Annotated in this window: 24 protein-coding genes; 8 read left to right on the top strand and 16 right to left on the bottom strand. The window is 61.3% G+C overall.

What is annotated here, in order from left to right:
- Nucleotides 1–7: 7 nt before the first annotated feature.
- Complete coding sequence (locus tag WA157_RS14195; RefSeq protein ID WP_422621611.1) at nucleotides 8–1,528, bottom strand: diguanylate cyclase; 1,521 nt, start codon at nucleotides 1,526–1,528, stop codon at nucleotides 8–10.
- Between the two features lie 256 nt (nucleotides 1,529–1,784).
- Here WA157_RS14195 and WA157_RS14190 point away from each other — a divergent pair, with 256 nt between their 5' ends.
- A complete protein-coding gene (locus tag WA157_RS14190) occupies nucleotides 1,785–2,900 on the top strand; it encodes a DNA alkylation repair protein (RefSeq protein WP_422621581.1) in 1,116 nt (371 codons plus the stop codon).
- A gap of 33 nt (nucleotides 2,901–2,933) precedes the next feature.
- Here the strand turns inward: WA157_RS14190 and WA157_RS14185 are convergent, their stop codons facing one another.
- From WA157_RS14185 to WA157_RS14165, 5 genes are all read right to left on the bottom strand, one after another.
- Entirely contained in the window at nucleotides 2,934–4,277 is a 1,344-nt protein-coding gene (locus WA157_RS14185; protein WP_422621580.1) for a GGDEF domain-containing protein, read from the bottom strand.
- A gap of 314 nt (nucleotides 4,278–4,591) precedes the next feature.
- Nucleotides 4,592–5,902: an RNA polymerase sigma factor gene (locus WA157_RS14180; protein WP_422621579.1), complete on the bottom strand. Its 1,311-nt coding sequence runs from the start codon at nucleotides 5,900–5,902 to the stop codon at nucleotides 4,592–4,594.
- 12 nt (nucleotides 5,903–5,914) lie between these two features.
- Nucleotides 5,915–6,400 (bottom strand): VOC family protein, encoded by a 486-nt coding sequence (locus tag WA157_RS14175; RefSeq protein ID WP_422621578.1) that lies wholly within the window; start codon nucleotides 6,398–6,400, stop codon nucleotides 5,915–5,917.
- 17 nt (nucleotides 6,401–6,417) lie between these two features.
- Nucleotides 6,418–6,867 (bottom strand): YciI family protein, encoded by a 450-nt coding sequence (locus WA157_RS14170; protein ID WP_422621577.1) that lies wholly within the window; start codon nucleotides 6,865–6,867, stop codon nucleotides 6,418–6,420.
- Between the two features lie 152 nt (nucleotides 6,868–7,019).
- Nucleotides 7,020–7,373 carry a YciI family protein gene (locus WA157_RS14165; RefSeq protein WP_422621576.1) on the bottom strand — a complete coding sequence of 118 codons (354 nt, stop codon included), beginning with the start codon at nucleotides 7,371–7,373 and terminating at the stop codon, nucleotides 7,020–7,022.
- A 176-nt stretch (nucleotides 7,374–7,549) separates the two neighbouring features.
- On the opposite strand from WA157_RS14165, the gene WA157_RS14160 reads away from it, so the two are divergent.
- Together WA157_RS14160 and WA157_RS14155 are read left to right on the top strand one after the other, a co-directional pair.
- Nucleotides 7,550–7,942 (top strand): MerR family transcriptional regulator, encoded by a 393-nt coding sequence (locus WA157_RS14160; RefSeq protein WP_422621575.1) that lies wholly within the window; start codon nucleotides 7,550–7,552, stop codon nucleotides 7,940–7,942.
- Nucleotides 7,943–7,957: 15 nt separating this feature from the next.
- On the top strand, nucleotides 7,958–8,953 hold the full coding sequence (locus tag WA157_RS14155) for an aldo/keto reductase (RefSeq protein ID WP_422621574.1): 996 nt from the start codon (nucleotides 7,958–7,960) through the stop codon (nucleotides 8,951–8,953).
- Nucleotides 8,954–8,976: 23 nt separating this feature from the next.
- Here the strand turns inward: WA157_RS14155 and WA157_RS14150 are convergent, their stop codons facing one another.
- The 3 genes from WA157_RS14150 to WA157_RS14140 form a co-directional block, all read right to left on the bottom strand.
- The gene (locus WA157_RS14150; RefSeq protein ID WP_422621573.1) at nucleotides 8,977–10,074 is read right to left on the bottom strand and encodes a DNA glycosylase AlkZ-like family protein; all 1,098 of its coding nucleotides are present in this window, start codon (nucleotides 10,072–10,074) and stop codon (nucleotides 8,977–8,979) included.
- 39 nt (nucleotides 10,075–10,113) lie between these two features.
- Nucleotides 10,114–10,365 carry a hypothetical protein gene (locus WA157_RS14145; RefSeq protein WP_422621572.1) on the bottom strand — a complete coding sequence of 84 codons (252 nt, stop codon included), beginning with the start codon at nucleotides 10,363–10,365 and terminating at the stop codon, nucleotides 10,114–10,116.
- Between the two features lie 160 nt (nucleotides 10,366–10,525).
- A complete protein-coding gene (locus WA157_RS14140) occupies nucleotides 10,526–11,410 on the bottom strand; it encodes a methylglyoxal synthase (RefSeq protein WP_422621571.1) in 885 nt (294 codons plus the stop codon).
- 194 nt (nucleotides 11,411–11,604) lie between these two features.
- On the opposite strand from WA157_RS14140, the gene rarD reads away from it, so the two are divergent.
- Complete coding sequence (gene rarD, locus WA157_RS14135) at nucleotides 11,605–12,486, top strand: EamA family transporter RarD (RefSeq protein ID WP_422621570.1); 882 nt, start codon at nucleotides 11,605–11,607, stop codon at nucleotides 12,484–12,486.
- A gap of 4 nt (nucleotides 12,487–12,490) precedes the next feature.
- On the opposite strand, the gene WA157_RS14130 is transcribed toward rarD, so the two are convergent.
- Nucleotides 12,491–13,195 (bottom strand): glutathione S-transferase N-terminal domain-containing protein, encoded by a 705-nt coding sequence (locus tag WA157_RS14130; RefSeq protein WP_422621569.1) that lies wholly within the window; start codon nucleotides 13,193–13,195, stop codon nucleotides 12,491–12,493.
- 137 nt (nucleotides 13,196–13,332) lie between these two features.
- On the opposite strand from WA157_RS14130, the gene alkB reads away from it, so the two are divergent.
- Entirely contained in the window at nucleotides 13,333–13,983 is a 651-nt protein-coding gene (gene alkB / locus WA157_RS14125; RefSeq protein ID WP_422621568.1) for a DNA oxidative demethylase AlkB, read from the top strand.
- A gap of 3 nt (nucleotides 13,984–13,986) precedes the next feature.
- Here alkB and WA157_RS14120 read toward each other — a convergent pair whose 3' ends face one another.
- Nucleotides 13,987–14,367 carry a VOC family protein gene (locus tag WA157_RS14120; protein WP_422621567.1) on the bottom strand — a complete coding sequence of 127 codons (381 nt, stop codon included), beginning with the start codon at nucleotides 14,365–14,367 and terminating at the stop codon, nucleotides 13,987–13,989.
- 163 nt (nucleotides 14,368–14,530) lie between these two features.
- Here WA157_RS14120 and WA157_RS14115 point away from each other — a divergent pair, with 163 nt between their 5' ends.
- Complete coding sequence (locus WA157_RS14115) at nucleotides 14,531–15,706, top strand: ATP-binding protein (RefSeq protein ID WP_422621566.1); 1,176 nt, start codon at nucleotides 14,531–14,533, stop codon at nucleotides 15,704–15,706.
- A gap of 210 nt (nucleotides 15,707–15,916) precedes the next feature.
- On the opposite strand, the gene WA157_RS14110 is transcribed toward WA157_RS14115, so the two are convergent.
- The gene (locus tag WA157_RS14110; protein WP_422621610.1) at nucleotides 15,917–16,435 is read right to left on the bottom strand and encodes a DUF2242 domain-containing protein; all 519 of its coding nucleotides are present in this window, start codon (nucleotides 16,433–16,435) and stop codon (nucleotides 15,917–15,919) included.
- A 525-nt stretch (nucleotides 16,436–16,960) separates the two neighbouring features.
- Between WA157_RS14110 and WA157_RS14105 the strand changes: the two genes are divergently transcribed.
- Both WA157_RS14105 and WA157_RS14100 read left to right on the top strand, forming a co-directional pair.
- Nucleotides 16,961–17,437, top strand: coding sequence for a helix-turn-helix domain-containing protein (locus tag WA157_RS14105; protein ID WP_422621565.1), 477 nt, complete (start codon nucleotides 16,961–16,963; stop codon nucleotides 17,435–17,437).
- Complete coding sequence (locus WA157_RS14100; RefSeq protein WP_422621564.1) at nucleotides 17,438–18,013, top strand: PIN domain-containing protein; 576 nt, start codon at nucleotides 17,438–17,440, stop codon at nucleotides 18,011–18,013.
- 239 nt (nucleotides 18,014–18,252) lie between these two features.
- On the opposite strand, the gene WA157_RS14095 is transcribed toward WA157_RS14100, so the two are convergent.
- The 4 genes from WA157_RS14095 to WA157_RS14080 form a co-directional block, all read right to left on the bottom strand.
- On the bottom strand, nucleotides 18,253–18,543 hold the full coding sequence (locus tag WA157_RS14095; protein ID WP_422621563.1) for a type II toxin-antitoxin system YafQ family toxin: 291 nt from the start codon (nucleotides 18,541–18,543) through the stop codon (nucleotides 18,253–18,255).
- Nucleotides 18,540–18,794, bottom strand: coding sequence for a hypothetical protein (locus tag WA157_RS14090; protein ID WP_422621562.1), 255 nt, complete (start codon nucleotides 18,792–18,794; stop codon nucleotides 18,540–18,542). Before WA157_RS14090 ends, WA157_RS14095 begins: the two co-directional genes overlap by 4 nt.
- Before the next feature lie 216 nt (nucleotides 18,795–19,010).
- Nucleotides 19,011–19,676: a hypothetical protein gene (locus WA157_RS14085; protein ID WP_422621561.1), complete on the bottom strand. Its 666-nt coding sequence runs from the start codon at nucleotides 19,674–19,676 to the stop codon at nucleotides 19,011–19,013.
- Between the two features lie 303 nt (nucleotides 19,677–19,979).
- Entirely contained in the window at nucleotides 19,980–20,141 is a 162-nt protein-coding gene (locus WA157_RS14080) for a hypothetical protein (protein ID WP_422621560.1), read from the bottom strand.
- Between the last annotated feature and the right edge of the window lie 200 nt (nucleotides 20,142–20,341).

The following is a 20,341-nucleotide window of genomic DNA, read 5'->3' as shown; positions in this document are numbered from 1 at the left end:
GTCAGCATTAGGCGCTCAAATGGGGGAAAAACTCACGGTCCTCCCCCAGTATGTGCCTAGCGACCAGATCATGTGCAAGGAATTGAAACGGCTCCCCCCTGTCAAGGTCCCGGGTTTTAAAGCGGCTGACCAGATAGCCGGCGTGAGCGATGAGTTCACGGTGCATGGCAGCATGGGCCGCTGCGCCGGGAAAACCGGCGGCCAAAATGATTTTTTCCTCGTCCTCAAAATGTTCGGCAACATCGCCAATCAGCGTGTCGATGAGTGCTGCAACCTCATCGACCGGCCGCTCCAGCAGCAAGGCGGCAAGGATGTTGTTGACGTGCCCAAACAAGGCTCGATGCTGGGCGTCAAGTTCGGCTTGACCCGATTCGTAGGCCGGATGCCAGACCAGTTGAACCAGATTCGCAGCGACATCATCCGCGATGCGCGCCGCACGGCGCGTTTGCGCGGCAAGGCGAACCTGATTGCGCCCGCCATGCTTGGCGTGGTAGAGCGCCTCGTCCGCGGCGCGCAACAAACCGGCGACATCCATGTGACTGTCATTCGTCATGACAGCCAGGCCGATGCTGATGGTGACCTTGCCGCCGCGCGACTGCTCGTGGGGAATTCTCAAAGCTTCGACGGCCCGGCGCAGCTCCTCGGCCAGCCCTTGTGCTGCCGTCGCGTCCATGCCCGGCAAGACCAGCAAGAATTCTTCACCGCCGTATCGCGCTGCCAGATCGCTGGCCCGCTTGGCGCTCGCCTGCAAGGTATTCGCAACGGCAATCAAACATTGATCGCCGGCCTGGTGGCCGTGAAGATCGTTGTATTTCTTGAAATCATCGACATCAATCATGATCAGGGACAGGGGCTTGCCTTCGCGCTTGCAGCTCGCCAGTTCTCTGTCCAGCGTGGTGTCGAGGTAGCGACGGTTGTACAGAGTGGTCAGCGAATCCCGGCTGGCCTGCTCACGCAGCTGTTGCTGCAGGGCTTCAATTTCCTGGAGATTGACGACCAGGCTCTGGTTGGCTTTCAACAGTTCTTGTTCACGCGTTCGCAACTCCTCCCGAACCCGGCGCAGCTGGAGGTTTCTTTGGAATCCGACATTGCCGATCACGAGCACGTAGCCGCAGGTGCCCACCATGCAAAAAATCGTGAGCGGCCAGCTGGTATCGGGTGAGAACCTGAATCCGCGCACCGTGACCCATATCAGCGCGCCGGCCAGCATGGCCAGCACGTTTTTCGGCACACTGGGCCAGCCCTTGTTGGCCACGTTGTTGGTCAAGGTGGCAATGATGGCTGCAAAGCAAAGCCAAACGGGGAATGCCAGTGCCGCCATGAACAGGCCAAGCAACAAGGAGTCAATCAGCAGGTTGTCCAACTCCGTTTTCACGCTATCGGCGGCCCGGGCCGCGCGCCAATATTGAACGTGGGGATAGAGCAGAAAAAGCAGTGCCAGAAGTGCCCAGGCAGCAACGCTGTAGTTCTTTTCAAATATATGCATTCCGCTTGCCAAGAACATCAAGGCCAACGACCCGGCACGCATACGATGGTGCATGCGCACCAGCCAGCGGGTTTTCGTGGGTGTTTCCGGGTAGCGGGTCATGAGACGGGTAGGGCAATTCCTGCTGTTTGCGACCTATTTTTTGGCACGAGAATGGTTTGCGTCGCAGACTCGGGGCTTGCATGGCCCCGGCATGTTCCAATTCTGGCAGGAGTCTAAGCGAAATCACCTCGATGCCACGAAGCACCGGCCGCGTCATGGGTGGAAAATCCAGCAATAACCACCAGATGACCCACCCATGGCTGAAGCCCTCAAAAACCAGTTTGGCGCCGATGTGCCGCGTGCGATTGCCGCCATGATCTCGGCGGTGCACCCGTCTTTCAACCGCACGGCTTTTGTCAGCGACGTGCTGGACGGGTACGACGCGCTGGCGCTGATGCCGCGGGGGAAAAAAATCGCCCAGGCCTTGCGCCGCCATTTACCAGACGACTATGCGCACGCGCTTGCCATCCTGCTGGACTCGCTGGATCAAACCCATGGCCGCGACCCCGGCCAGAGCCTGGCCTCGTTTCTGTACCTGCCGCACACCCAGTTTGTGGCTGAGTTCGGCCTGGCCCACTTCGAGCTGTCGATGCGGGCACAACATGCCTTGACGCAACGCTTCACGGCCGAGTTCAGCATCCGCCCGTTCATCGAGCACCACCCTGAAGCCACCTTGCGTCAGCTCCAGGCCTGGACCGCCGACCCCAGTGCACACGTTCGCCGGCTGGTGTCGGAAGGCACGCGCCCCCGGCTGCCCTGGGCACCGCGTCTGCGCCGGTTTCAGGTCGATCCGGCGCCAGTGTTGGCGCTGCTGGAGCTGCTCAAGGATGACCCCGAGTTGTATGTGCGGCGCTCGGTCGCCAACAACCTGAACGATATTGGCAAGGACCACCCGGACGCGCTGGTCCGCACGGCCCAAGCCTGGCTCCAGGGTGCCAGTGCGCAGCGCGCATGGATTGTTGGCCATGCCTTGAGGTCCGCCGTCAAACGGGGTGAAAGCGGCGCGCTGCAGGTGCTGGGGTTTGGCCAGACGCCCCGCGTGAGCGTGGCCAACGCCCAGATCAGCCCCCGCCTTGCCGTGACCGGTGGTGCCGTGCAGATTGAGTTTGAGGTCAGCAACTGTCACACCTCGGCCCAAAGCGTGTTGGTGGACTTTTGCGTGCATTACGTCAAGGCCAACGGCCAGACCCGCGCCAAGGTGTTCAAGCTCAAAACCCTGCAACTGGCACCCGGCCAGACCGCGCCGCTAGCCAAAAAACTGTCGCTGGCGCAGATGAGCACCCGCAAACACTACCCGGGGCTTCACAAGGTGGAAGTGATTCTGAATGGCCAAGCCCAGCCGCTGGGCGCATTCGAGTTGCTGAAACCCTGATCAACCAGCCCACTCCAGCTGCATCGCTGCAATTTAACCGCTAACCACCCGGTTGCGGCCGCTGCGTTTGGCTTCGTACAGACCCTCGTCCGCAGCGGCCAGCATCTTTTCGATGGAACCGCGCTTGGTGTCGTCGCACAAGCCCATGCTCATCGTCACGCGCAAATCCGGGTGCACCTCTTGCCATGTATGTTGCTCGATGGCGGCCCGCAATGCTTCGCAACGAATGGCAGCTTGTTGCACCGTGCTTTCGGGAAATGCGATCACAAACTCCTCGCCGCCGTAACGCGCAACAACATCGGTGCTGCGCGTATTCTTGCGCAATATCAGGGCCACGCGGCGCAACACCTCGTCGCCAATGGCGTGAGAAAAGTCATCGTTGATCGATTTGAAATAGTCCAGATCGCCCACCATGACACTGACCGACCGGCCATGGCGCATCGCCTGTTGATACAGCAGCGCAGACTGCTCGTCGAAGTAGCGCCGGTTAAACATCTGCGTGAGCGGATCGCGCACGCTAAGCTCCTTCAACTGCGCAGCCTGTGACTGCACCTGCTCGTTCGTCCTGCGCAACGCCGAATGCGCCTGAGACAACTCGCGGCTCATGCGATTGAACGCCGATGCCAGCAGCCCCATCTCGTCGCGGCTGTGCACCGGCACTTGTTGCAGTATTTTGCCGTCTGCCCGCATGGATTGAATGGCGGACGTCAATTCGCGCACCCGCGCGCCGAAGCGCGAACCGAACACAAGCCCCATGACAACGGTCAGCGCGCAAGCCGCCAGCAAGCCATTCTGCAAAGCCTTGCGCATGGCGCCAAGGTAGGCTTTGTCCTGTGTGCTCAGTTGCGGCGATCCGACAGGAACGGCCAGCACGTCGACCTTGCCGTTCACACTGATCGGGCGCGCGTCACGGCGAAGATCCTCGCTCACCGCATTGTCTTGACGACCATCGCCCCCAAGCAGCACATGACCTTGCGTATCAATCAGCATGAAATGAAAAGGCGGGTCACGACGATGGACAGCGCCCGCGGGTGCACCTTGTCGACGTGTTTCACCGGCGTCTGTTTCTCCCGGCAAGGCAGGCCTGCTGCCCGCACCCGGCAGGGGGTTGAGGCTGCCGGAAGGTCCTCGACGCTGCATCACGAACTCGTGAAAAACCTGACTGCGACGCGCGTTTTCCCATGAACCATACGTGCCGATATAGGCCTGGATATCAGCCTGGAAATTGGTGAAGGCGGTCTCGCGTACCGTTGCGTTGAAGTCTTGCATCAACAGCCAATAAGCCGTCCCGCCCACCGCCAATGCCGCCGTCAAGCTGGCAAGCAGCAGCATCGCAGTGAGCTTGCCGCGCAAGCTGAAGAGCAGGTTGATCCGCATAGGGTTTGTTTTCAAATAGAGGGCTGATGACCCCGTTGGGGAAACGACGCAAGCGTGTCAATACCCGATGCTGCTCACTTAACTGCGCACACCGAGCTGGTCGATGGGCTTTATGCACGTTGCGGACCATCAACAGATTGCAATGGCCGCCATGCCGCAGCTGGGCGGTGAGGCGTGAATCCAGGAGTGACAGACAGGTTTTTCAACCGCGTCAGACAAAGTATCGCACCTTTGCGCGGCGCTACGGCGCGCTGTGACGGCGGCTTGACCCGCCAACCGACCTTGGAATATCAGATTGCCTGTGGCTGGCCTGATCAGCCGGCCGTTGGGTCGCGCGGCTTGAGGGTTTCAAGTCGGCTCTGCGCCAGTACACGCTCCTGCAGCAGCTGGCGTTCCTGGGTGTTCTGCGCCAGACCCGCCGCCCGTTCAAACTCTGCCCGTGCCTCCTCATGCCGGCCCAGCCGGGCGAGCAGATCGGCCCTTACACCGGGGAGCCAGTGGTAACGTGCCAATTGGGGATGGCGCAGCAGCGAATCCACGATCTCCAGCCCCGCTGCCGGGCCGAAAGCGATACCGACGGCGACCGCACGGTTGAGTTCGACGATGGGTGAGGGCATCACCTGCGCCAGTGCATCGTAAAGGGCGACGATGCGCGGCCAGTCGGTCTCTGCGTGCGTGTTGGCGCGGGCGTGGCAAGCCGCAATGGCCGCCTGCAAGGCATAGGGCCCCAGCGTCCCGCCCAAGGCTTCGGCGCGTTGCAGTGCCGCAAGGCCGCGGCGAATCAGCAGCCGGTCCCAGCGGCTGCGGTCTTGATCGGGCAGCAGTATGGGCCGGCCCGATGCGTCAACACGTGCACCGGCGCGCGAGGCCTGCAGCTCCATCAGCGCCACCAGTCCATGCACTTCGGCTTCCCCGGGCGCCAGAGCGGCCAGCACGCGCCCCAGGCGCACGGCTTCGTCGGTAAGGGCCGGGCGCATCCACTCGCCGCCGCTGGTGGCGGTGTAGCCCTCGTTGAAAATCAGGTAAATCACCTCCAGCACCGAGCCCAGGCGCGGTCCCAAGGCGTCACCCCGGGGCAGTTCAAACGGCACATGCGCCTCGGTCAGCGTTCGTTTGGCGCGCACGATGCGTTGCGCGACGGTGGGCTCCGGCACCAGGCAGGCCCGTGCGATCTCGGCGCTGCTCAGGCCGCCGAGCAGCTTGAGGGTCAAGGCAACTCGCGCCTCGGTCGAGAGCACCGGGTGGCAGGCCGTGAAAATGAGGCGCAGCAAGTCGTCGCCGATATGGTCCGATCGGCTCGCATCCAGGGCATCCACAAAATCGGGCACGATCAAAGCCTCCTGGGCCTCCAGCTCATGGCCGATCTGATCGTGCTTCTCAAGCTGCATCCTGGCGCGTCGCAAATGGTCCAGTGCACGGTTCTTGGCGGTCGTCATCAACCAGGCGGCCGGATTGTGCGGCACACCGTCAGCGGGCCAGTGTTCCAGCGCCGCGACCAGGGCGTCCTGCGCCAGTTCTTCGGCCAGGCCGATGTCGCGCACCATGCGGGCTACCGCCGCGATGATGCTGGCCCCCTCAATCCGCCAGATCGCCTCCAGCGACTGTTGTGTAACGCTTGCCGCCACGGCTGCAGCGGCTCAAGTGCCCGTCTTGTTCGTCGTGTCCATCTTGGCCATCGCCTCTTGTATCTCTTGCGGGCTCAAATCCCGCTGATGCGTCGCCACCGACCAGTTGTGGCCGAACGGGTCTTGCAGCACGCCATAACGATCGCCCCAAAACATATCGGCGACCGGCATGGTGATGGTTGCACCGGCAGCTACAGCCTGGGCCACGGCGGCATCGACGTCCTGCACATACAGGTGAATCGTCACTGGCGAGCCTTTCAAGCTCTTGGGTCCGAGCGCGCCCCATGCGGCATTTTCATCCACCAGCATCAGCATGGAGTCGCCAATCATCACGCTGCCATGCATGAGCTTGCCGTCGGGCCCCGGCAGGCGATAGCCCTCAACCGCATTGAAGGCTTTTTTGTAGAACTCGATGGCATCGGCGGCACCGGCGCACACCAGGTGCGGCGTCAAGGTGTGCATGCCCTCGGGAATGGGCTTGACTGACTGTTTAGACATGATCACGGCTCCTTGTTTCAAGATTTAAGGGAACTGGAAACTTGTGCCGATGCAGCCATACCCATGTCGCGAAAGCGCTCCACGGTTTCGCTCGGGCCAAAATCTTCCAGCTCAAACAATTGGCGCACTTCAATCTCGGCTTGCTTGCCATCGATCGAGGGGTTGGGGAAGCGCCGCGTCCACTCCAGCGCTTCCGCGCGCGTGCGCACCTGAATGAGGGTGTAGCCGGCGATGAGTTCCTTGCACTCGGCAAAGGGGCCGTCGATCAGCGTGCGCTCATCCGGCTTCTTGCCGTTGTAGCGGATGCGCCACCCTTTGGCGCTGGGCTGCAAGCCCGAGCCATCGAGCAGCACACCGGCTTTGGCCAGTTGCTCGTGGTAGTCGGCCATCTCGGCCAGCAGCGTGTCGGGTGGCATCACGCCGGCCTCTGAATCCGGCGTGGCTTTGACAATAATCATGAATCGCATGGGGCTCTCCTTGTGTGTTGCGGATTGAGGCGCCGTTGACCGATCTTGTCTTGATCGGTCATTGCATTCCTCAGTTCCACGACGAACCAGCGCCGTCCATTTCGACAACTATTTTCTAGGTGAAAACCCTGATCACCCTGTCCGGGGCTGCATCACGTGAAGCAGGGCCCCACCTCTCTGACCTCCACCGTGCACCACTGCGCCGCAGGACATTCGGCAGCAATGGCAATGGCCTGCGCCCGGGTCTGGCAATCGAGCAAAAAGAAGCCACCGACCATTTCCTTGGCCTCGGCAAACGGACCGTCCAGCACCTGTGATTGGCCGTCGCGCACCTGCACCCGGGCGGCGGCGGCGTGTGAGGTCATGGATTGGGTCGCCAGCAACAAGCCCCGGGCCTTGAGCTGCTGCGCAAACTGCACCATGCTGTCATACGCCGCCTGTCCCTCGGCGGGCGTGCGGGTGTTGCGCTGGCGGGGGTCTTCGACGATGAGCAAGGTGTAAGCCATGGCAGTTCTCCGACTTCATAGGGTGTGTGTGGGGTGCGACTCAACATTATGGTCACAAGCGCTCGCACCTGCGTCCCGCAACTCCGTTGGCCTCCTGGACCTGGATTGATCGCAGACGCACCTGGGAAGAAATAAGCGCTTGACTTCGAGTGCACTCGAAGTTTTACATTAGCGCCATGAACACATCCCTGAGCATTGCCGAGGCGGCCAAGGCCACTGGTTTGAGCCCCTACACCCTGCGCTACTACGAGCAGATTGGCCTGATCGCGCCGGTAGAGCGCCGTGGCGGCGCACGCCGCTACGGCGACGCCGACATGCGCTGGCTTGAGTTCCTGGTGCGCTTGCGCGCCACCGGCATGTCGATGCGCGACATGCAGCGCTATGCGCAGCTGCGGCGCCAGGGCAACACGCCCGCCAGCCTGGCCGAGCGCCAGACACTGATGGAGGACCATGCCCGGCGTGTAGAGGCGGACATGCGCGTGCTGGGCGAGACGCTGGACTACATCCGCAACAAGATTCGCATCTATGAAACCATGCGGGCGCAAAAAGAAGCGCACCTGAATTTTTAACCCAAAAAGGACACCATGAAAACCCGTACTCTCGGCCGCAACGGCCCCATCATTTCCGCCATCGGCCTGGGCTGCATGGGCATGAGCGAGTTCTACAGCAACCGCGACGACGCCGAGTCCATCGCCACCCTGCACCACGCCCTGGACCAGGGCCTCAACTTCCTCGATACCGCTGACGCCTATGGCCCGCACACCAATGAACTGCTGATTGGCAAGGCCATCGCCGGGCGCCGCAAGGAGGTGTTCCTGGCCACCAAATTCGGGCTCTTGCGCGACCCGGCCAACGAGGCGGCGCGCGGGGTCAACGGCCGTCCCGACTACGTCAAGGCAAGTTGCGAGGCGAGCCTCCAGCGCCTCGGCGTTGAACAGATTGATCTGTATTACCAGCACCGCGTCGACAAGACCGTGCCGATCGAGGACACCGTGGGCGCAATGGCCGAGCTGGTGCACACGGGCAAGGTGCGCTACCTGGGCCTGTCCGAAGCATCGGCCGCCACGATTGAACGCGCCTGCAAGGTGCACCCCATCGCCGCCCTGCAAAGCGAATATTCATTGTGGACGCGCGACCCTGAAGTCACCGGCACACTGGCGGCCTGTCGCAAGCACGGCGTGGGCTTTGTGGCCTATTCACCCCTGGGCCGTGGATTCCTGACCGGTGCATTCACCAAACCGGAAGACCTGCCCGCCGACGATCACCGCCGCAAGTTTTCGCCGCGCTTTGCAGAAGAAAACTTCAAACGCAACCTGGCCTTGGTCGATGCGGTCAAGCAACTGGCCGCGGCCAGGGGCGTCACCGCTTCGCAAGTCGCGCTGGCCTGGGTGCTGGCGCAGGGCGAGGACATCATCCCCATCCCCGGCACCAAACGCCGCACCTATCTGGACCAGAACATCGCGGCGCTTGACGTGGTGCTGAGCGCGGCCGAACTGGCTGAGCTGGACCGTGCCTTCCCGCCCAATGCGGCCGCCGGCCTGCGTTACCCGGAAGCCTTTCTCGGTTCCGTCAACGCCTGATCAGTAGGGCAACGCAAAGCCATTCAAATCGCCGGCAAGGCGAGAAAGGTGTGCAGCCGTGCCAATTCATCCGCCAGGGCTTGGCCAAAGGCCGCCTCGCCTGGCGCCGTGCCAGCCACATAGCCCAGATCAACCTCAAGCCGCTCACCGCGCACCGTCACATTGCCCCAACCAATGACCTGGTCGCGCCACAACAGCGGCAGCGCGTAATAACCACGCACCCGTTTGGCGGCGGGCGTGTAGGCCTCGAAACGATAGGCCCAGCCCCAAAAAAGCTCGAAGCGCCGGCGGTCCCAGACCACCGGGTCAAACGGTGCCAGCAAGCGCACCACGGCGCCGGGCGCGTACCGGCGTGAGGTCGGCGACTCATCCGCAGGCCAATACCAGGTCACGCCATCCACCCGGCTTTTGGCCAGTCTCAACTTGGCGCGCTGGAAAGCCGCCTGGCGTTGATCGGCCCATTGCGGGGCACCGCCGCGCAGGTGGCTGATCAACTCGCCGAGCGAGCGTTCAGGCAAGGGGGCGTACTTGCCCACGATGACATCGACCAGCGCGTCCATGGCCTGGGCCGGATCGGCCAGCGGCCCCAAGGGCTCCCGTGGCTCGCAGGCGGCGTAGGTACGCACGCCACTCATGCGCCCGGCAATGCGCAGCAGGCCGCGGTGGTGCATGTCATCGAGCAACTGCGTGCTGGCATTGGACGAGCCACCAAACCAGTTGCGCGCCGCACCATGGGCAAAATGCGCGTCTACCTCGCGCGGGTGCACCACCCCGTGCGCCCGCACAAAGTCCAACACGGCATGGGCCTGCGCCAGGCGTGCCTTGGGCCACGCCAAGGTCGGCGTGCGCGGGTGCATCAGCGCCTGCGTGGTGCGCGGCAAAAAGCCGTAGTTGACGAAGAAGTCCTCCTCGATGTCGAGCCTGGCGTAACGCCGCTCCAGATCACCCGCGTGATAGCCCTTGACGCGGTGGCGCAAGGTCAGGTCCTGCGCTCGCGCCGGGGCGCGGATCGGGTCGGCCTGCACAAAGCCCAGACGCTCGATCGCGCGGGCCAGGGTGGTGGGCGTGAACAAGGAACGCGCCACGGCGTAGCGGCGCAGGGTGTCCAGGGTAATGGGCATGGCGCTGGCAAAACAACTTGCCATTTCACCGAGCGCCGCCTATTGGCCTACCACCGACCAGCCCGCGTGCAGGTTGACTTTGTTGTTCTCGTATTCCCACTGCGTGCCGCAGCGGGCACAGACGTAGCTGGTGATGGTGACCTGACCGTGGCTGCGCGGTTCCTTGCGGTTGTCGCCTTGCACCAGTTCGGCGTGGCCGGGGGCGCGGCGCCAGTTGCGCTGGATGCCGGCGCACGAATCGCACAGCTCCGTCTTTTTCGATTCGTTCTGCTGGTTCAAGTCCTGGGTCATGTTGCTGCTCCTGATGTTGGGGATGGGTGGCTTCCCGGGGCTAGATTGTCGCCCCTCGGTCGCCGCGGCCCAAGCACCTGCGGCGCCAGCTGCAAAGCCATAAGCATTCAAACCAAATAAGCCTCAAGCCCCCGTAGAACCTGCCTTATATGCTATCAAATCAGGATCGATCCGGAGTCCCCAGTCCGCGCTCCACCGCCTGCGCCCACCGCCGGGCCATGGCCGGAGTGTTGAAGCAGGTGGTGGCGTGCTGGGCGCTGCACACGGCGCGCTCCAGCAACTGGATGTCGGCCTCGTGCTGGCGGGCCACATGCGGGTCTTCGAAAAAGATGACTTTCTGGCAGCGCTGGTCCAGCACCAGCTCGGCAATCTGCGCGTCGCCGCCGAGCGGGCCGCTTTGGTAGCAGGTGACCCAGGGCTGCGCTTGCGGCCAGCCGCGCGACCAGGCCATGTCGTTCAGGCGCTTGCCGGTGGTGCCGGTGGCCACGCGCCCGGCAAAGCGCGACAAGGTGTCGAAATGCTCGGCGGCAAAGGCCACCATCTGGTCTTTCAGCGCGTCGTGGGCGACCAGCGCCGCCACCTGGGATTCGAGCGCAAACAGCGGCGCGGTCTCGGGCACGCACAGCGTGTGCAGGCCGGCGTTGGTCAGCTCCACCGCCACCCATTCCAGGGCCCCGGCCAGGGTGGATACAAACGGTTTGCCGTGAATCACGCACTGGCGTTTGAGCGCCTGGGCTTCGGGGTAGATCGAGGTCGGGTCAACCGGGTCCACCAGAAAAAACACGCCGTCCAGCGCGGCCTGCGGCGCCAGGCCACCGGCCATGCGCGACACCAGGCGCATCAGCCCGCCGTCGCGGCCATTGCCCACGGGGTGGAGTTGGCCGTCCAGCAGTTTGTATTTGCTCAGCGCGTCGTAGGCGCCGCCGGTGGCGTGCAGCGCCAGGCCCAGCGCTTGCAGGCCGGGCTCACAGGCGCGCGCCCAGCGCAGCAGGCTGCTGTCCGGGCCGAGGCGATGTAATCGATGGGCGACAAGTCCAAAGTTCATGGTGAGGGTCTCCTTGCGGCCCCACAGACGGGGCGTGATGGGATCTACTGTAATCGGCAGCCGGTCAGGCGGCGCGGAGCCGAGCGCGCCAAGCCAATCAAGCGCCTGCTTGTCTTCCACCTGTCATGTCCTTGCCACTAGACTCTGAACTGCACCCAAGCCATCAAGACCCATCACATGACCCCCTGCCAACTATGAATCCTGGTTTGTTTTACGCCGCGCTGGCTTACACGGCTTGGGGATTGCTCCCGGTTTTTTTCAAACAGCTTATCCAGGTCAACGCCTTTGAGATCGTGATGCACCGCATGGTGTTGTCGCTTGTTTTCTTGCTGTGCGTGCTGGCCGTGCTCAAGCGCTGGGCCTGGCTGCGGGGCGTGGCCCGCCAGCCACGGGTTCTGCTGGCGTTTGCGGTATCCGCCCTGCTTTTGTCCGTCAATTGGTCGGTGTTCGTGTGGGCAGTGCAAAACGCCCATATGGTCGATGCCAGTTTGGGTTACTTCATTTTGCCCTTGGTCAATGTGGCGATGGGGTTTGCCTTTTTGCATGAGCGTCCGCGTCCTGGGCAGTGGCTGGCGGTGGCGGTGGCCGCAGCCGGCGTGCTGTGGCTCACGGTGCAGGCGGGGCGGCTGCCCTGGGTGGCGTTGGTGCTGGCGATCACGTTTGGCATCTATGGCTTGCTGCGCAAGCTGGCCAAGCTGGGCGCGCTGGAAGGCCTGACGCTGGAGACCCTGCTGCTGTCGCCCTTGGCGGTGGGAATGTTGGCTTGGTGGGCATGGCACGGGCAAGGTGCCCTGGTGCAAGGCGATCCGGCGACCTTGGGCTGGCTGTTGCTGGCCGGACCGCTGACCGCCATCCCCTTGCTGCTGTTTGCCGCCGGTGCACGCCGCATACCCATGGCCACCTTGGGCATCCTGCAGTACATCTCACCCAGCCTTCAGATGCTGCTGGGCGTGTGGCTGTACGGTGAAGCGTTTGAGCCGGCGCGCGCCATCGGCTTTTATCTGATCTGGGCGGCTTTGGTGCTGTACAGCGCGGACAGCATCTGGAACGCGCGCAAACAGCGATTCAATCAATAGCAAATCAGGACCGATCCGGAATCCCCAAGCCCCGCACCACGGCCGGCCGCGCCACAAAGGCCGCCAGTGCGCGCGTCACGTTCGGAAAATCCTGCATGCCCACCAGATCACCGGCCTCGTAAAAGCCGATCAGGTTGCGCATCCAGGGGAAGGTGGCGATGTCGGCGATGGTGTAGGCGTCGCCCATGATCCAGGCGCGGTTGGCGAGCCGCTGGTCCAGCACGCCCAGCAGGCGTTTGCTCTCCGCCACGTAGCGGTCACGCGGGCGCTTGTCTTCATAGTCCTTGCCGGCGAACTTGTGGAAGAAACCCAATTGGCCAAACATCGGGCCGACACCGCCCATCTGCCACATCAGCCACTGGATCGTCTGGTAGCGCTGCGCCGCATCCTGCGGCATGAACTGCCCCGTCTTCTCGGCCAGGTAAAGCAGAATCGCGCCGGACTCGAACAACGGCAACGGCTGGCCGCCCGGACCATTGGGGTCGAGGATGGCCGGAATCTTGTTGTTGGGGTTGAGCGAGAGGAATTCCGGCGTCATCTGGTCCTGCGTCTCGAAGCTGACCAGATGCGGCTCGTACGGCAGGCCGGTTTCTTCCAGCATGATCGACACCTTGACGCCATTGGGCGTGGGCAGCGAGTAGAGCTGCAGCCGATCGGGATGCCGGGCGGGCCACTTGTGGGTGATGAAGAAGGTGGAGAGGTCAAGCATTGAGGGCTCCTTGGAATGGATGCGGGCGGTGATGGCCCTGAGTCGCGCATTTTGGCCGGAAAGGTATTTGTCTGCTGCGGCGGGGCGGAGAATGTCACCTTACTATTTGAATTAGACGATGTTCTATTCTCAATTCGATGGACCTGTTTGACGACCTGCCCCTGCCCCCCGAGGCCGCGCTGACGCCAATCGCGCCCGGCGCGGTGCTGCTGCACGGCTTTGCCAGGGGCGGCGATGCCGCCCTGCTGCAAGCCATCGAGTCCGTCCTCAGTCAAGCACCCTTGCGCCACTGGCAAACCCCCGGCGGCTACACCATGTCGGTGGCCATGAGCAATTGCGGGCCGCTCGGCTGGGTGTCCAGCGCCAGCGGCTACCGTTACGCCGCGTTGGACCCAATATCCAACCAGCCCTGGCCCGCCATGCCCGCTTGCCTGATGGACCTGGCCCGGCGCGCCGCTGCGCAGGCCGGTTACGCGAACTTCACGCCCGATGCCTGCCTGATCAACGAATACCTGCCCGGGGCCAAACTCTCGCTGCACCAGGACAAAGACGAAAAAGACCTGCGGGCGCCCATCGTCTCGCTCTCCCTGGGTTTGCCTGCGGTGTTTCTGTTCGGCACTCCCAGCCGCAAAGACCGTCCCCAGCGCTGGCGGCTGGTGCATGGCGACGTGGTGGTGTGGGGCGGCCCATCGCGGCTGGCCTACCACGGCGTGGCCGCACTGGCCGATGGTGAGCATGCGCTGCTGGGGCGGCGCAGGTTGAACTTGACGTTTCGGTGTGTGCGGTAGCAGCTATTTGGCAGGCCGGTGCAGTGCGCAGATCTTGTTGCCGTCGGGATCGCGCAGATAGGCCAGGTAAAGTTTGCCCACCACGCCGTCGCGAAAGCCCGGGGGGTCTTCGCAGGTGGTGCCGCCGTTGGCGATGCCGGCCGCATGGAATGCGTCACATTGTTCCGGTGACTGCGCCGCAAACCCGAGGGTGCTGCCATTGCCGTGCGTAGCGGGCTGGCCATTGATGGGCGTGGTAATGCCGAACATACCTGCCGGGCTGCGATAGAAATACCGGCTCTTGTTGGCAACCCCCGGGCCGATGCCCAGCGTGCCAAGCAGCGCGTCGTAAAACTTCTTCGAGACCTCAAGGTCATTCACACCGAACATCACATGACTGAACATAACTTTCTCCGTTGGGGCCCGTTGGCGGGCGTTGTTGAATTGTGAGCATGGTACTTGCTGGTTGGCCCGCGGCCGGTCGCCCAAATGACGAATGGCAGCCCTTCATTGCAGCGGGGTGCATATTTGCATTGCAAAATTAACTTGAATAGTTAAAATTACAATAATGATAAGTCGCCAATTTGAATCCACTGTCCGTCAAAAACTGCTCCAAACCCCTGCGGTGGTGCTGCTGGGGCCGCGCCAAGTGGGCAAAACCACGCTGGCCCGCACTCTTGCCAAGGACTGGCCCGGCGGCGCGGTGTACCTTGACCTGGAGCGCCCCTTTGATCGCCTGCGGCTGGAAGATGCTGACACCTACCTGCGCGCCCAGCAGGGCAAGCTGGTCATATTGGACGAGATCCACCGCGCGCCCGGCGTGTTTGAAATCTTGCGCGGCATCATCGACGACAACCGGCAAGCCGGCCTGCGCAGCGGTCAGTTTTTGCTACTGGGCTCGGCGGCGCTGGACCTGATGCGCCAATCCAGCGAAACCCTCGCCGGGCGCGTGGCCTACCTCGACATTGCCCCGCTCAACACAGGTGAAGCCGCTGCGGCTGGCATTGCCGACAACACCCTGTGGCTGCGTGGCGGCTTTCCCGATAGCCTGCTGGCGGCTGACGACACCCAAAGCCTGGACTGGCGGCGCGACTTTATCCGCAGTTACCTGGAGCGCGACGTGCCCATGTTTGCGCCTCGCCTGCCGGCCGAAACCATTGGCCGTCTGTGGACCATGCTGGCGCACAACCAGGGCAGCGTGCTCAACCAGTCGCGCATTGCCAGCGCGCTGGGCGTGGCCAACCCCACCATAGACCGCTATATCGACCTGCTGGTGGACTTGCAACTGGTGCGCCGGCTGCGGCCGTGGGGCGGCAACCTGGGCAAACGGCTGGTCAAGTCGCCCAAGGTGTATGTGCGCGACAGCGGCCTGCTGCACGGCCTGCTGGAGCTGGAAACTTTGAACCACCTGCTGGGCCACCCGGTGTGCGGCCTGAGCTATGAGGGTCATTGCATCGAGAACTTGATCCAAGCCGCCGGCAGCCGCCGCGTGCCTTACTTCTACCGCACCCAGGTGGGCGCAGAAATTGACCTGGTGCTGGAGAAAGGCGGCAAACCCGAGATGGCCATCGAGATCAAACGCTCCATGGCGCCCAGCCCGGAAAAGGGCTTCGCCATTGCCTGCGACGACCTGCAGATAGCGCAGCGCTACGTGGTGTACCCAGGGCAAGAGCGCATCCCCCTGCGGCATGGGGCGCAGGCGATTGGCTTGCGGGAGTTGGCGGCGTTGTTGGCACAGGATTAGTGCCAAAAAAGGCCGCCAACCCCGTTTTCCCTCAGCTGGTCCCACTGCGTTTTCCTGCTGGGCATCAAAAAAGAACATCCACGTCAGGGAATACCAACTCTATTTGCCGAGCAAGGAAGAGCTGCAGCAGAAACTGACCGAGCCGGCGCGAAAACCCGGTGGTGCTGCCATTCCCGTGCGTAGCGGGCATCACTGGCGTGACGGGTCAGATCAAGGCTGCTCCTCGTCGATGGGCTCGTCCACGATCAGGTAGCGGTGTACCAAGGTAAAAAAACGGTCGTAAAACGGTTCTGAATTGATTGTTTCGCTGGCCACCTTGACCAAAGAATCATCGCCAGAACTGAACGGCAGCGAGACCGAACCAAATGCGCCAACACCCAGACTGGCCGAGTTGTTGGTTTTCTTCAGGGCGTACCGGTCCTGTAGCGCGGTGACAAATCCGATGGTAATCTTTCCGTCCTTGCTCTCGGGCGCACAAACCACTCTGATTTCCATCTGCAGGTGGGACTCGGCGTCGGGCTGAAAGCTTTTCTGTCCAAGCACCAAGTCTTCCTTGGTCATGTTGATGACGTAGCCCTGGCTCAGCAAGGCACGCCGGGCCGCCTCGCAGGTCGCGGCCGGTGATGCGTCGAACATGCGGGAGTAGGTTGACGTGGAACCGAACTCCTCTTGTGGCAACGACCGTTTGGCCGGCGTCGTGCAAGCAGACAACAGACCCAGCGCGCCCATGACAATTCCCCAAGCGGCGGATTGAAAAATCAAAGACGTCTTCAAAATTAAGCGCTCCTTTCAAAATTCAGAATACGTATTTCTCAAATGGACAAGAAATTCCGTCTGCATCGGGGCCAGTATCGCACCGTGGCTTGTTTTGGCGCATGGCGCTTTTTCGTCGTCGCGGGTCGGGCACTGCGGGGCAGTTTGTTTGGGAGGACGTCCAACGCATGCGAATAGGAACAACATATTTTCAACGCAAGAACCCAACGGGCGTCTGAGTCATGAATAAAACACCACATGCGCCAAGGGCGCCTTCGGGGGCGGGGCGCCTTGAGTCGGGTGCGACTGGACTCGGACACGCTGGCCACGCCCGGGCCTATGCCCAGAGCGTGTCGTAGAAATCCTTCGTGACATCAGGACCACTGGCAACATCCGCACTTTGCTTCGAATATTGCGTTTATTGCGTTTATTGCGTTTGGTGCTACCATCCACTCAGTTACGAACAGCCTTTCTCAGGGCCGTTACGCGAAGGAGAATCCCATGAAAGACCAAGAAGTACTCGACCCCGCCAATGCTGCCGAAGCGGAAATGGCTGCGGTTGCCCATCAATGCCTGATGACGGCGCTGGACCATTCCAATGCGGATCACATCGACATCATTCTCAATGTGGGCTCGGACGGCGATCAAACACACGAAACACCCGTACTGAAGCTGCCGCCCCGTGCCTTGCGTTTCTTTGCCGACGTGTTGCGGCAAATGGCCAAACAAGAGCCCTTGCTGCTGGTGCCGCAAAAACATGAACTCACGACGCAGGAAGCGGCTAGTTTTCTGAATGTGTCGCGGCCCTTCGTGATCAAGGAAATAGAGGCCAATCGCCTGAAGTGCCGCAAGGTCAACCGCCACCGCCGTATCGAATTTGAAGAGCTACGCCGCTACCAAGCCGCACAGCAACAACAATCCGAGCAGGCCCTGCAAGACCTGACCCAACTGTCTGAAGAACTGGGGCTGGAGTTTTAAGTGGCGGGCTCTGCGCGTTACACGGCAATTTTGGATGCCAATGTCCTGTATCCGCAATTGATCCGCGACACCCTGCTGAGTCTGGCCGTTGAGCGCCTCTACCACGCGCGGTGGAGCGCCACGATTCATGAAGAGTGGACGCGCAACCTGACCAAGGACCGGCCGGAACTCGCCGCCAAGCTACCCCTGGTTGTTGAGCGGATGAATGCCAGTGTGCCCGACTGCCTAGTGACAAATTATGAAAAACTTGCCAACCACATCGAATTACCCGACCCTGACGATCGCCACGTCGTGGCCGCTGCCATTGTTGGTCACGCCGACGCTATCGTCACCTTCAACACCAAAGACTTTCCGGCGGCCGTGCTGCAGCCCTACGGCATTGAAGTACAGCACCCCGACGAGTTTTTGATGAACCAACTACAGTTGCAGGAAATACCCGCGCTCAGAGCCATCAAGAAAATGCGTGCCCGCTGGACTAACCCGGCGCGGCCAGCGCAGGAGCTTATTACCGCATTTGAGAAGCGAGGTTTGCCTATGACGGCCGACTTGCTGCGCGAGGCCATCACGCTAATTTGATTGGTTAAATCAGGCTCTAGCCAACGTATCTATTGCACTAGGAGTCCGGGCGGCAGAAGGAAATGAAAATCTCCAGAGAATTTTCGACCTCTCAGAACGGCGCTGGCTGCATTATCTCGATGAAGCCAAGGGGTCAGGCACCCCCGAAAACGTCATTTTTTGGGTGCCTTTTCTTCTGCCGCCCAGACTCCTAGTAGCTACCCAATCAGGCGCAACTGGCGGCCAGCTGGTTTAGCAAATCAATAAACCGCATCATGGTCACCCACGTTCACCGGGATGACCTGTTGGTCTTGAATCAGCAGCTCCAGCGTGATGCGGTATGACAAGTTGATGGACACCGAATGCAGGCCGTCAAACTTGCCACGCAAGGCATGTAAACGCAGAGAAGGGTGCGCGGGGTTCGCCTCCAGCAACTGGAGCGTCTTGAGGTAGGTGCTGCGCAACTCCGGGTGCTGCCTCAAAAACTTGGCAGCCCGGCGGTTGTACTGTTCGGTAAAAAGCAGGGCAAACGGCATTGGCGGCGCGCTCACAGCGCGTCCAGCCGCGCCAAGTGGGCCTCGGGCGACTCCTGTACTGCGCGGCCAGCGGCCAGGTCGGCACGGGTTTCGGCCAGCGCGGCATCCAGCTCACATTCGCGCAGGTAGTGGTAATGCGCCATGTCCATCACCACAAACCTGTCTTTGCCCCGCACCGAAACAATGGCCTCGGGCGCCGTGCTGAGCGCGAACTCGATGGCGGCAATACCTTTGGTCTTGAGATCGTTGGCGCTGATGTGAGTCATGGGAGCATCCAGAATGCTGTTAATAGTGCGATTTATAGTACGACATATACCACTGTTGAGCAAATGACCTGCTGGCTCGCAATGGAGGAATTTATAAGAAATCAGCCCCTAACACCCGTATCTATTGCGTAGGCAGCTATTAAATAAGGAGCAACTGTATCCCGCTTGCCAAATCAAGTTGGTGTTGATCCATGGTTGTCGAGTTGGACTTATGTCTTAGAAGAAACTGGCACGGCGAGTTTTGAGGTTGCCGTTGAGTCGTCCGTTTAGGTCGATACGATGCCCCATGCGCTGGCTGCCCGTCCGGTAAAACTCCAGCGGCTCAACGCCTTCCTGCACCTCGCCCAGTAATTTGAATTCACCCTGCCATGCGGCGTTGGGCGCATAAGTGATGCGATAGCGCCCGAGCGGGACCTGGAGCGTGGCCGTTTCACCGCTGCGAATCGGGATCATGACGATGAGGGCATGGGCCTCCCACGTATCGAGCCTGACCACGACATGGCGGCCCGTTTCGGCAAACCCGGTAATTGTCAGGGGTGCCGTATCGTTCACGCCATTGGCCGGTGCCGGGATAAACCAGCGAACCGCGCCAGTCGCCGGAAAGGGGGTGTTGGCATGCCGGGTTAGAAAACGCGCCGGAATGTCTGGCCAGCGCATCCACAACATGGCCCCGATCACCAACACCAGCGCAACAAGAAAGAAACAACTCCGGCGCGCTTTGGGCACAGCCAGCCCACGAGAAGAGCGGTTGTACCTGGCAAAACGATTCTTCAACTCTTCGGCCTGGCGTGCCTTCTGCTGCTCAGAAGTGCGGAAGCGCCGAGCCTCCATGTCGGAAGCGCCATGTCGATCACGCATGTAGTCTCGGTCGTCAATGCTCATGGGGTTCTCGCATATTGCAGCAATTATTCGAGCTTAGTCGCTTCAATTCACTGCTCCGTGAGGTGCAACTGAGTCCGGAGCCAGACTCTCGCCGCACTAGGACAATGGCGAAAAAGACCTGCGCGCATCCATGGTCTCGCTAGTTGACTTTGCGAGTGAAATCAGACTCTAGCCCCCGGTATTACCTGCATGACAAGCTATTAATCAAGGAGCGACTGGCGACCCGTCGCATTAGAAAATCAGTGAACCGCGTCACGGTCGCCCACGTTCACCGGAATGATTTACTGGTTTTGAATCAACAGCTCAAGCTTTCCGTCGAGTTAATTTTTTAGCAACTGTCGTACTGCCGACCATATCCGACGACTTTGCATCTGCACGTTTCTTGGTAGATGCATTTTTGACGCTAGCTATTTCTTCTGACTCAGTCGACTGAATCACTTTAGGGTGAACATCAACAGTTTCCATTCCCTTGTCAAATGCCGCTTGGCTAGACTGTACGGCCTCCGTTTTGTGCCGTATGGCTTCAGTAATAAATGAAATTGGACTAACCCGCTGACGCGCGAACTGGTTCGCCAGTCCAGCAGGCTACCTCGGACTTTTCAGCAATCTCCTTTTGCAGGACGATGGACTCGCTGCTCGCAGCACTTCATCCCTTCAATCCGTAA

The organism is Rhodoferax ferrireducens (assembly GCF_049302455.1).
Classification (GTDB): domain Bacteria; phylum Pseudomonadota; class Gammaproteobacteria; order Burkholderiales; family Burkholderiaceae_C; genus Rhodoferax; species Rhodoferax ferrireducens_B.
The sequence above is the reverse complement of the archived record's forward strand: the minus strand, read 5'-3'. Positions and strand labels throughout refer to the sequence as shown.

Coding starts and splice junctions, on each gene's coding strand:
- WA157_RS14195 (WP_422621611.1), bottom strand. CDS start 1,528: ATGCGTGCCGGGTCGTTGGCCTTGATGTTCTTGGCAAGCGGAATGCAT.
- WA157_RS14190 (WP_422621581.1), top strand. CDS start 1,785: ATGGCTGAAGCCCTCAAAAACCAGTTTGGCGCCGATGTGCCGCGTGCG.
- WA157_RS14185 (WP_422621580.1), bottom strand. CDS start 4,277: ATGCGGATCAACCTGCTCTTCAGCTTGCGCGGCAAGCTCACTGCGATG.
- WA157_RS14175 (WP_422621578.1), bottom strand. CDS start 6,400: ATGTCTAAACAGTCAGTCAAGCCCATTCCCGAGGGCATGCACACCTTG.
- WA157_RS14170 (WP_422621577.1), bottom strand. CDS start 6,867: ATGCGATTCATGATTATTGTCAAAGCCACGCCGGATTCAGAGGCCGGC.
- WA157_RS14165 (WP_422621576.1), bottom strand. CDS start 7,373: ATGGCTTACACCTTGCTCATCGTCGAAGACCCCCGCCAGCGCAACACC.
- WA157_RS14160 (WP_422621575.1), top strand. CDS start 7,550: ATGAACACATCCCTGAGCATTGCCGAGGCGGCCAAGGCCACTGGTTTG.
- WA157_RS14155 (WP_422621574.1), top strand. CDS start 7,958: ATGAAAACCCGTACTCTCGGCCGCAACGGCCCCATCATTTCCGCCATC.
- WA157_RS14150 (WP_422621573.1), bottom strand. CDS start 10,074: ATGCCCATTACCCTGGACACCCTGCGCCGCTACGCCGTGGCGCGTTCC.
- WA157_RS14145 (WP_422621572.1), bottom strand. CDS start 10,365: ATGACCCAGGACTTGAACCAGCAGAACGAATCGAAAAAGACGGAGCTG.
- WA157_RS14140 (WP_422621571.1), bottom strand. CDS start 11,410: ATGAACTTTGGACTTGTCGCCCATCGATTACATCGCCTCGGCCCGGAC.
- rarD (WP_422621570.1), top strand. CDS start 11,605: ATGAATCCTGGTTTGTTTTACGCCGCGCTGGCTTACACGGCTTGGGGA.
- WA157_RS14130 (WP_422621569.1), bottom strand. CDS start 13,195: ATGCTTGACCTCTCCACCTTCTTCATCACCCACAAGTGGCCCGCCCGG.
- alkB (WP_422621568.1), top strand. CDS start 13,333: ATGGACCTGTTTGACGACCTGCCCCTGCCCCCCGAGGCCGCGCTGACG.
- WA157_RS14120 (WP_422621567.1), bottom strand. CDS start 14,367: ATGTTCAGTCATGTGATGTTCGGTGTGAATGACCTTGAGGTCTCGAAG.
- WA157_RS14115 (WP_422621566.1), top strand. CDS start 14,531: ATGATAAGTCGCCAATTTGAATCCACTGTCCGTCAAAAACTGCTCCAA.
- WA157_RS14110 (WP_422621610.1), bottom strand. CDS start 16,435: ATGGGCGCGCTGGGTCTGTTGTCTGCTTGCACGACGCCGGCCAAACGG.
- WA157_RS14105 (WP_422621565.1), top strand. CDS start 16,961: ATGAAAGACCAAGAAGTACTCGACCCCGCCAATGCTGCCGAAGCGGAA.
- WA157_RS14090 (WP_422621562.1), bottom strand. CDS start 18,794: ATGACTCACATCAGCGCCAACGATCTCAAGACCAAAGGTATTGCCGCC.
- WA157_RS14085 (WP_422621561.1), bottom strand. CDS start 19,676: ATGAGCATTGACGACCGAGACTACATGCGTGATCGACATGGCGCTTCC.
- WA157_RS14080 (WP_422621560.1), bottom strand. CDS start 20,141: ATGGAAACTGTTGATGTTCACCCTAAAGTGATTCAGTCGACTGAGTCA.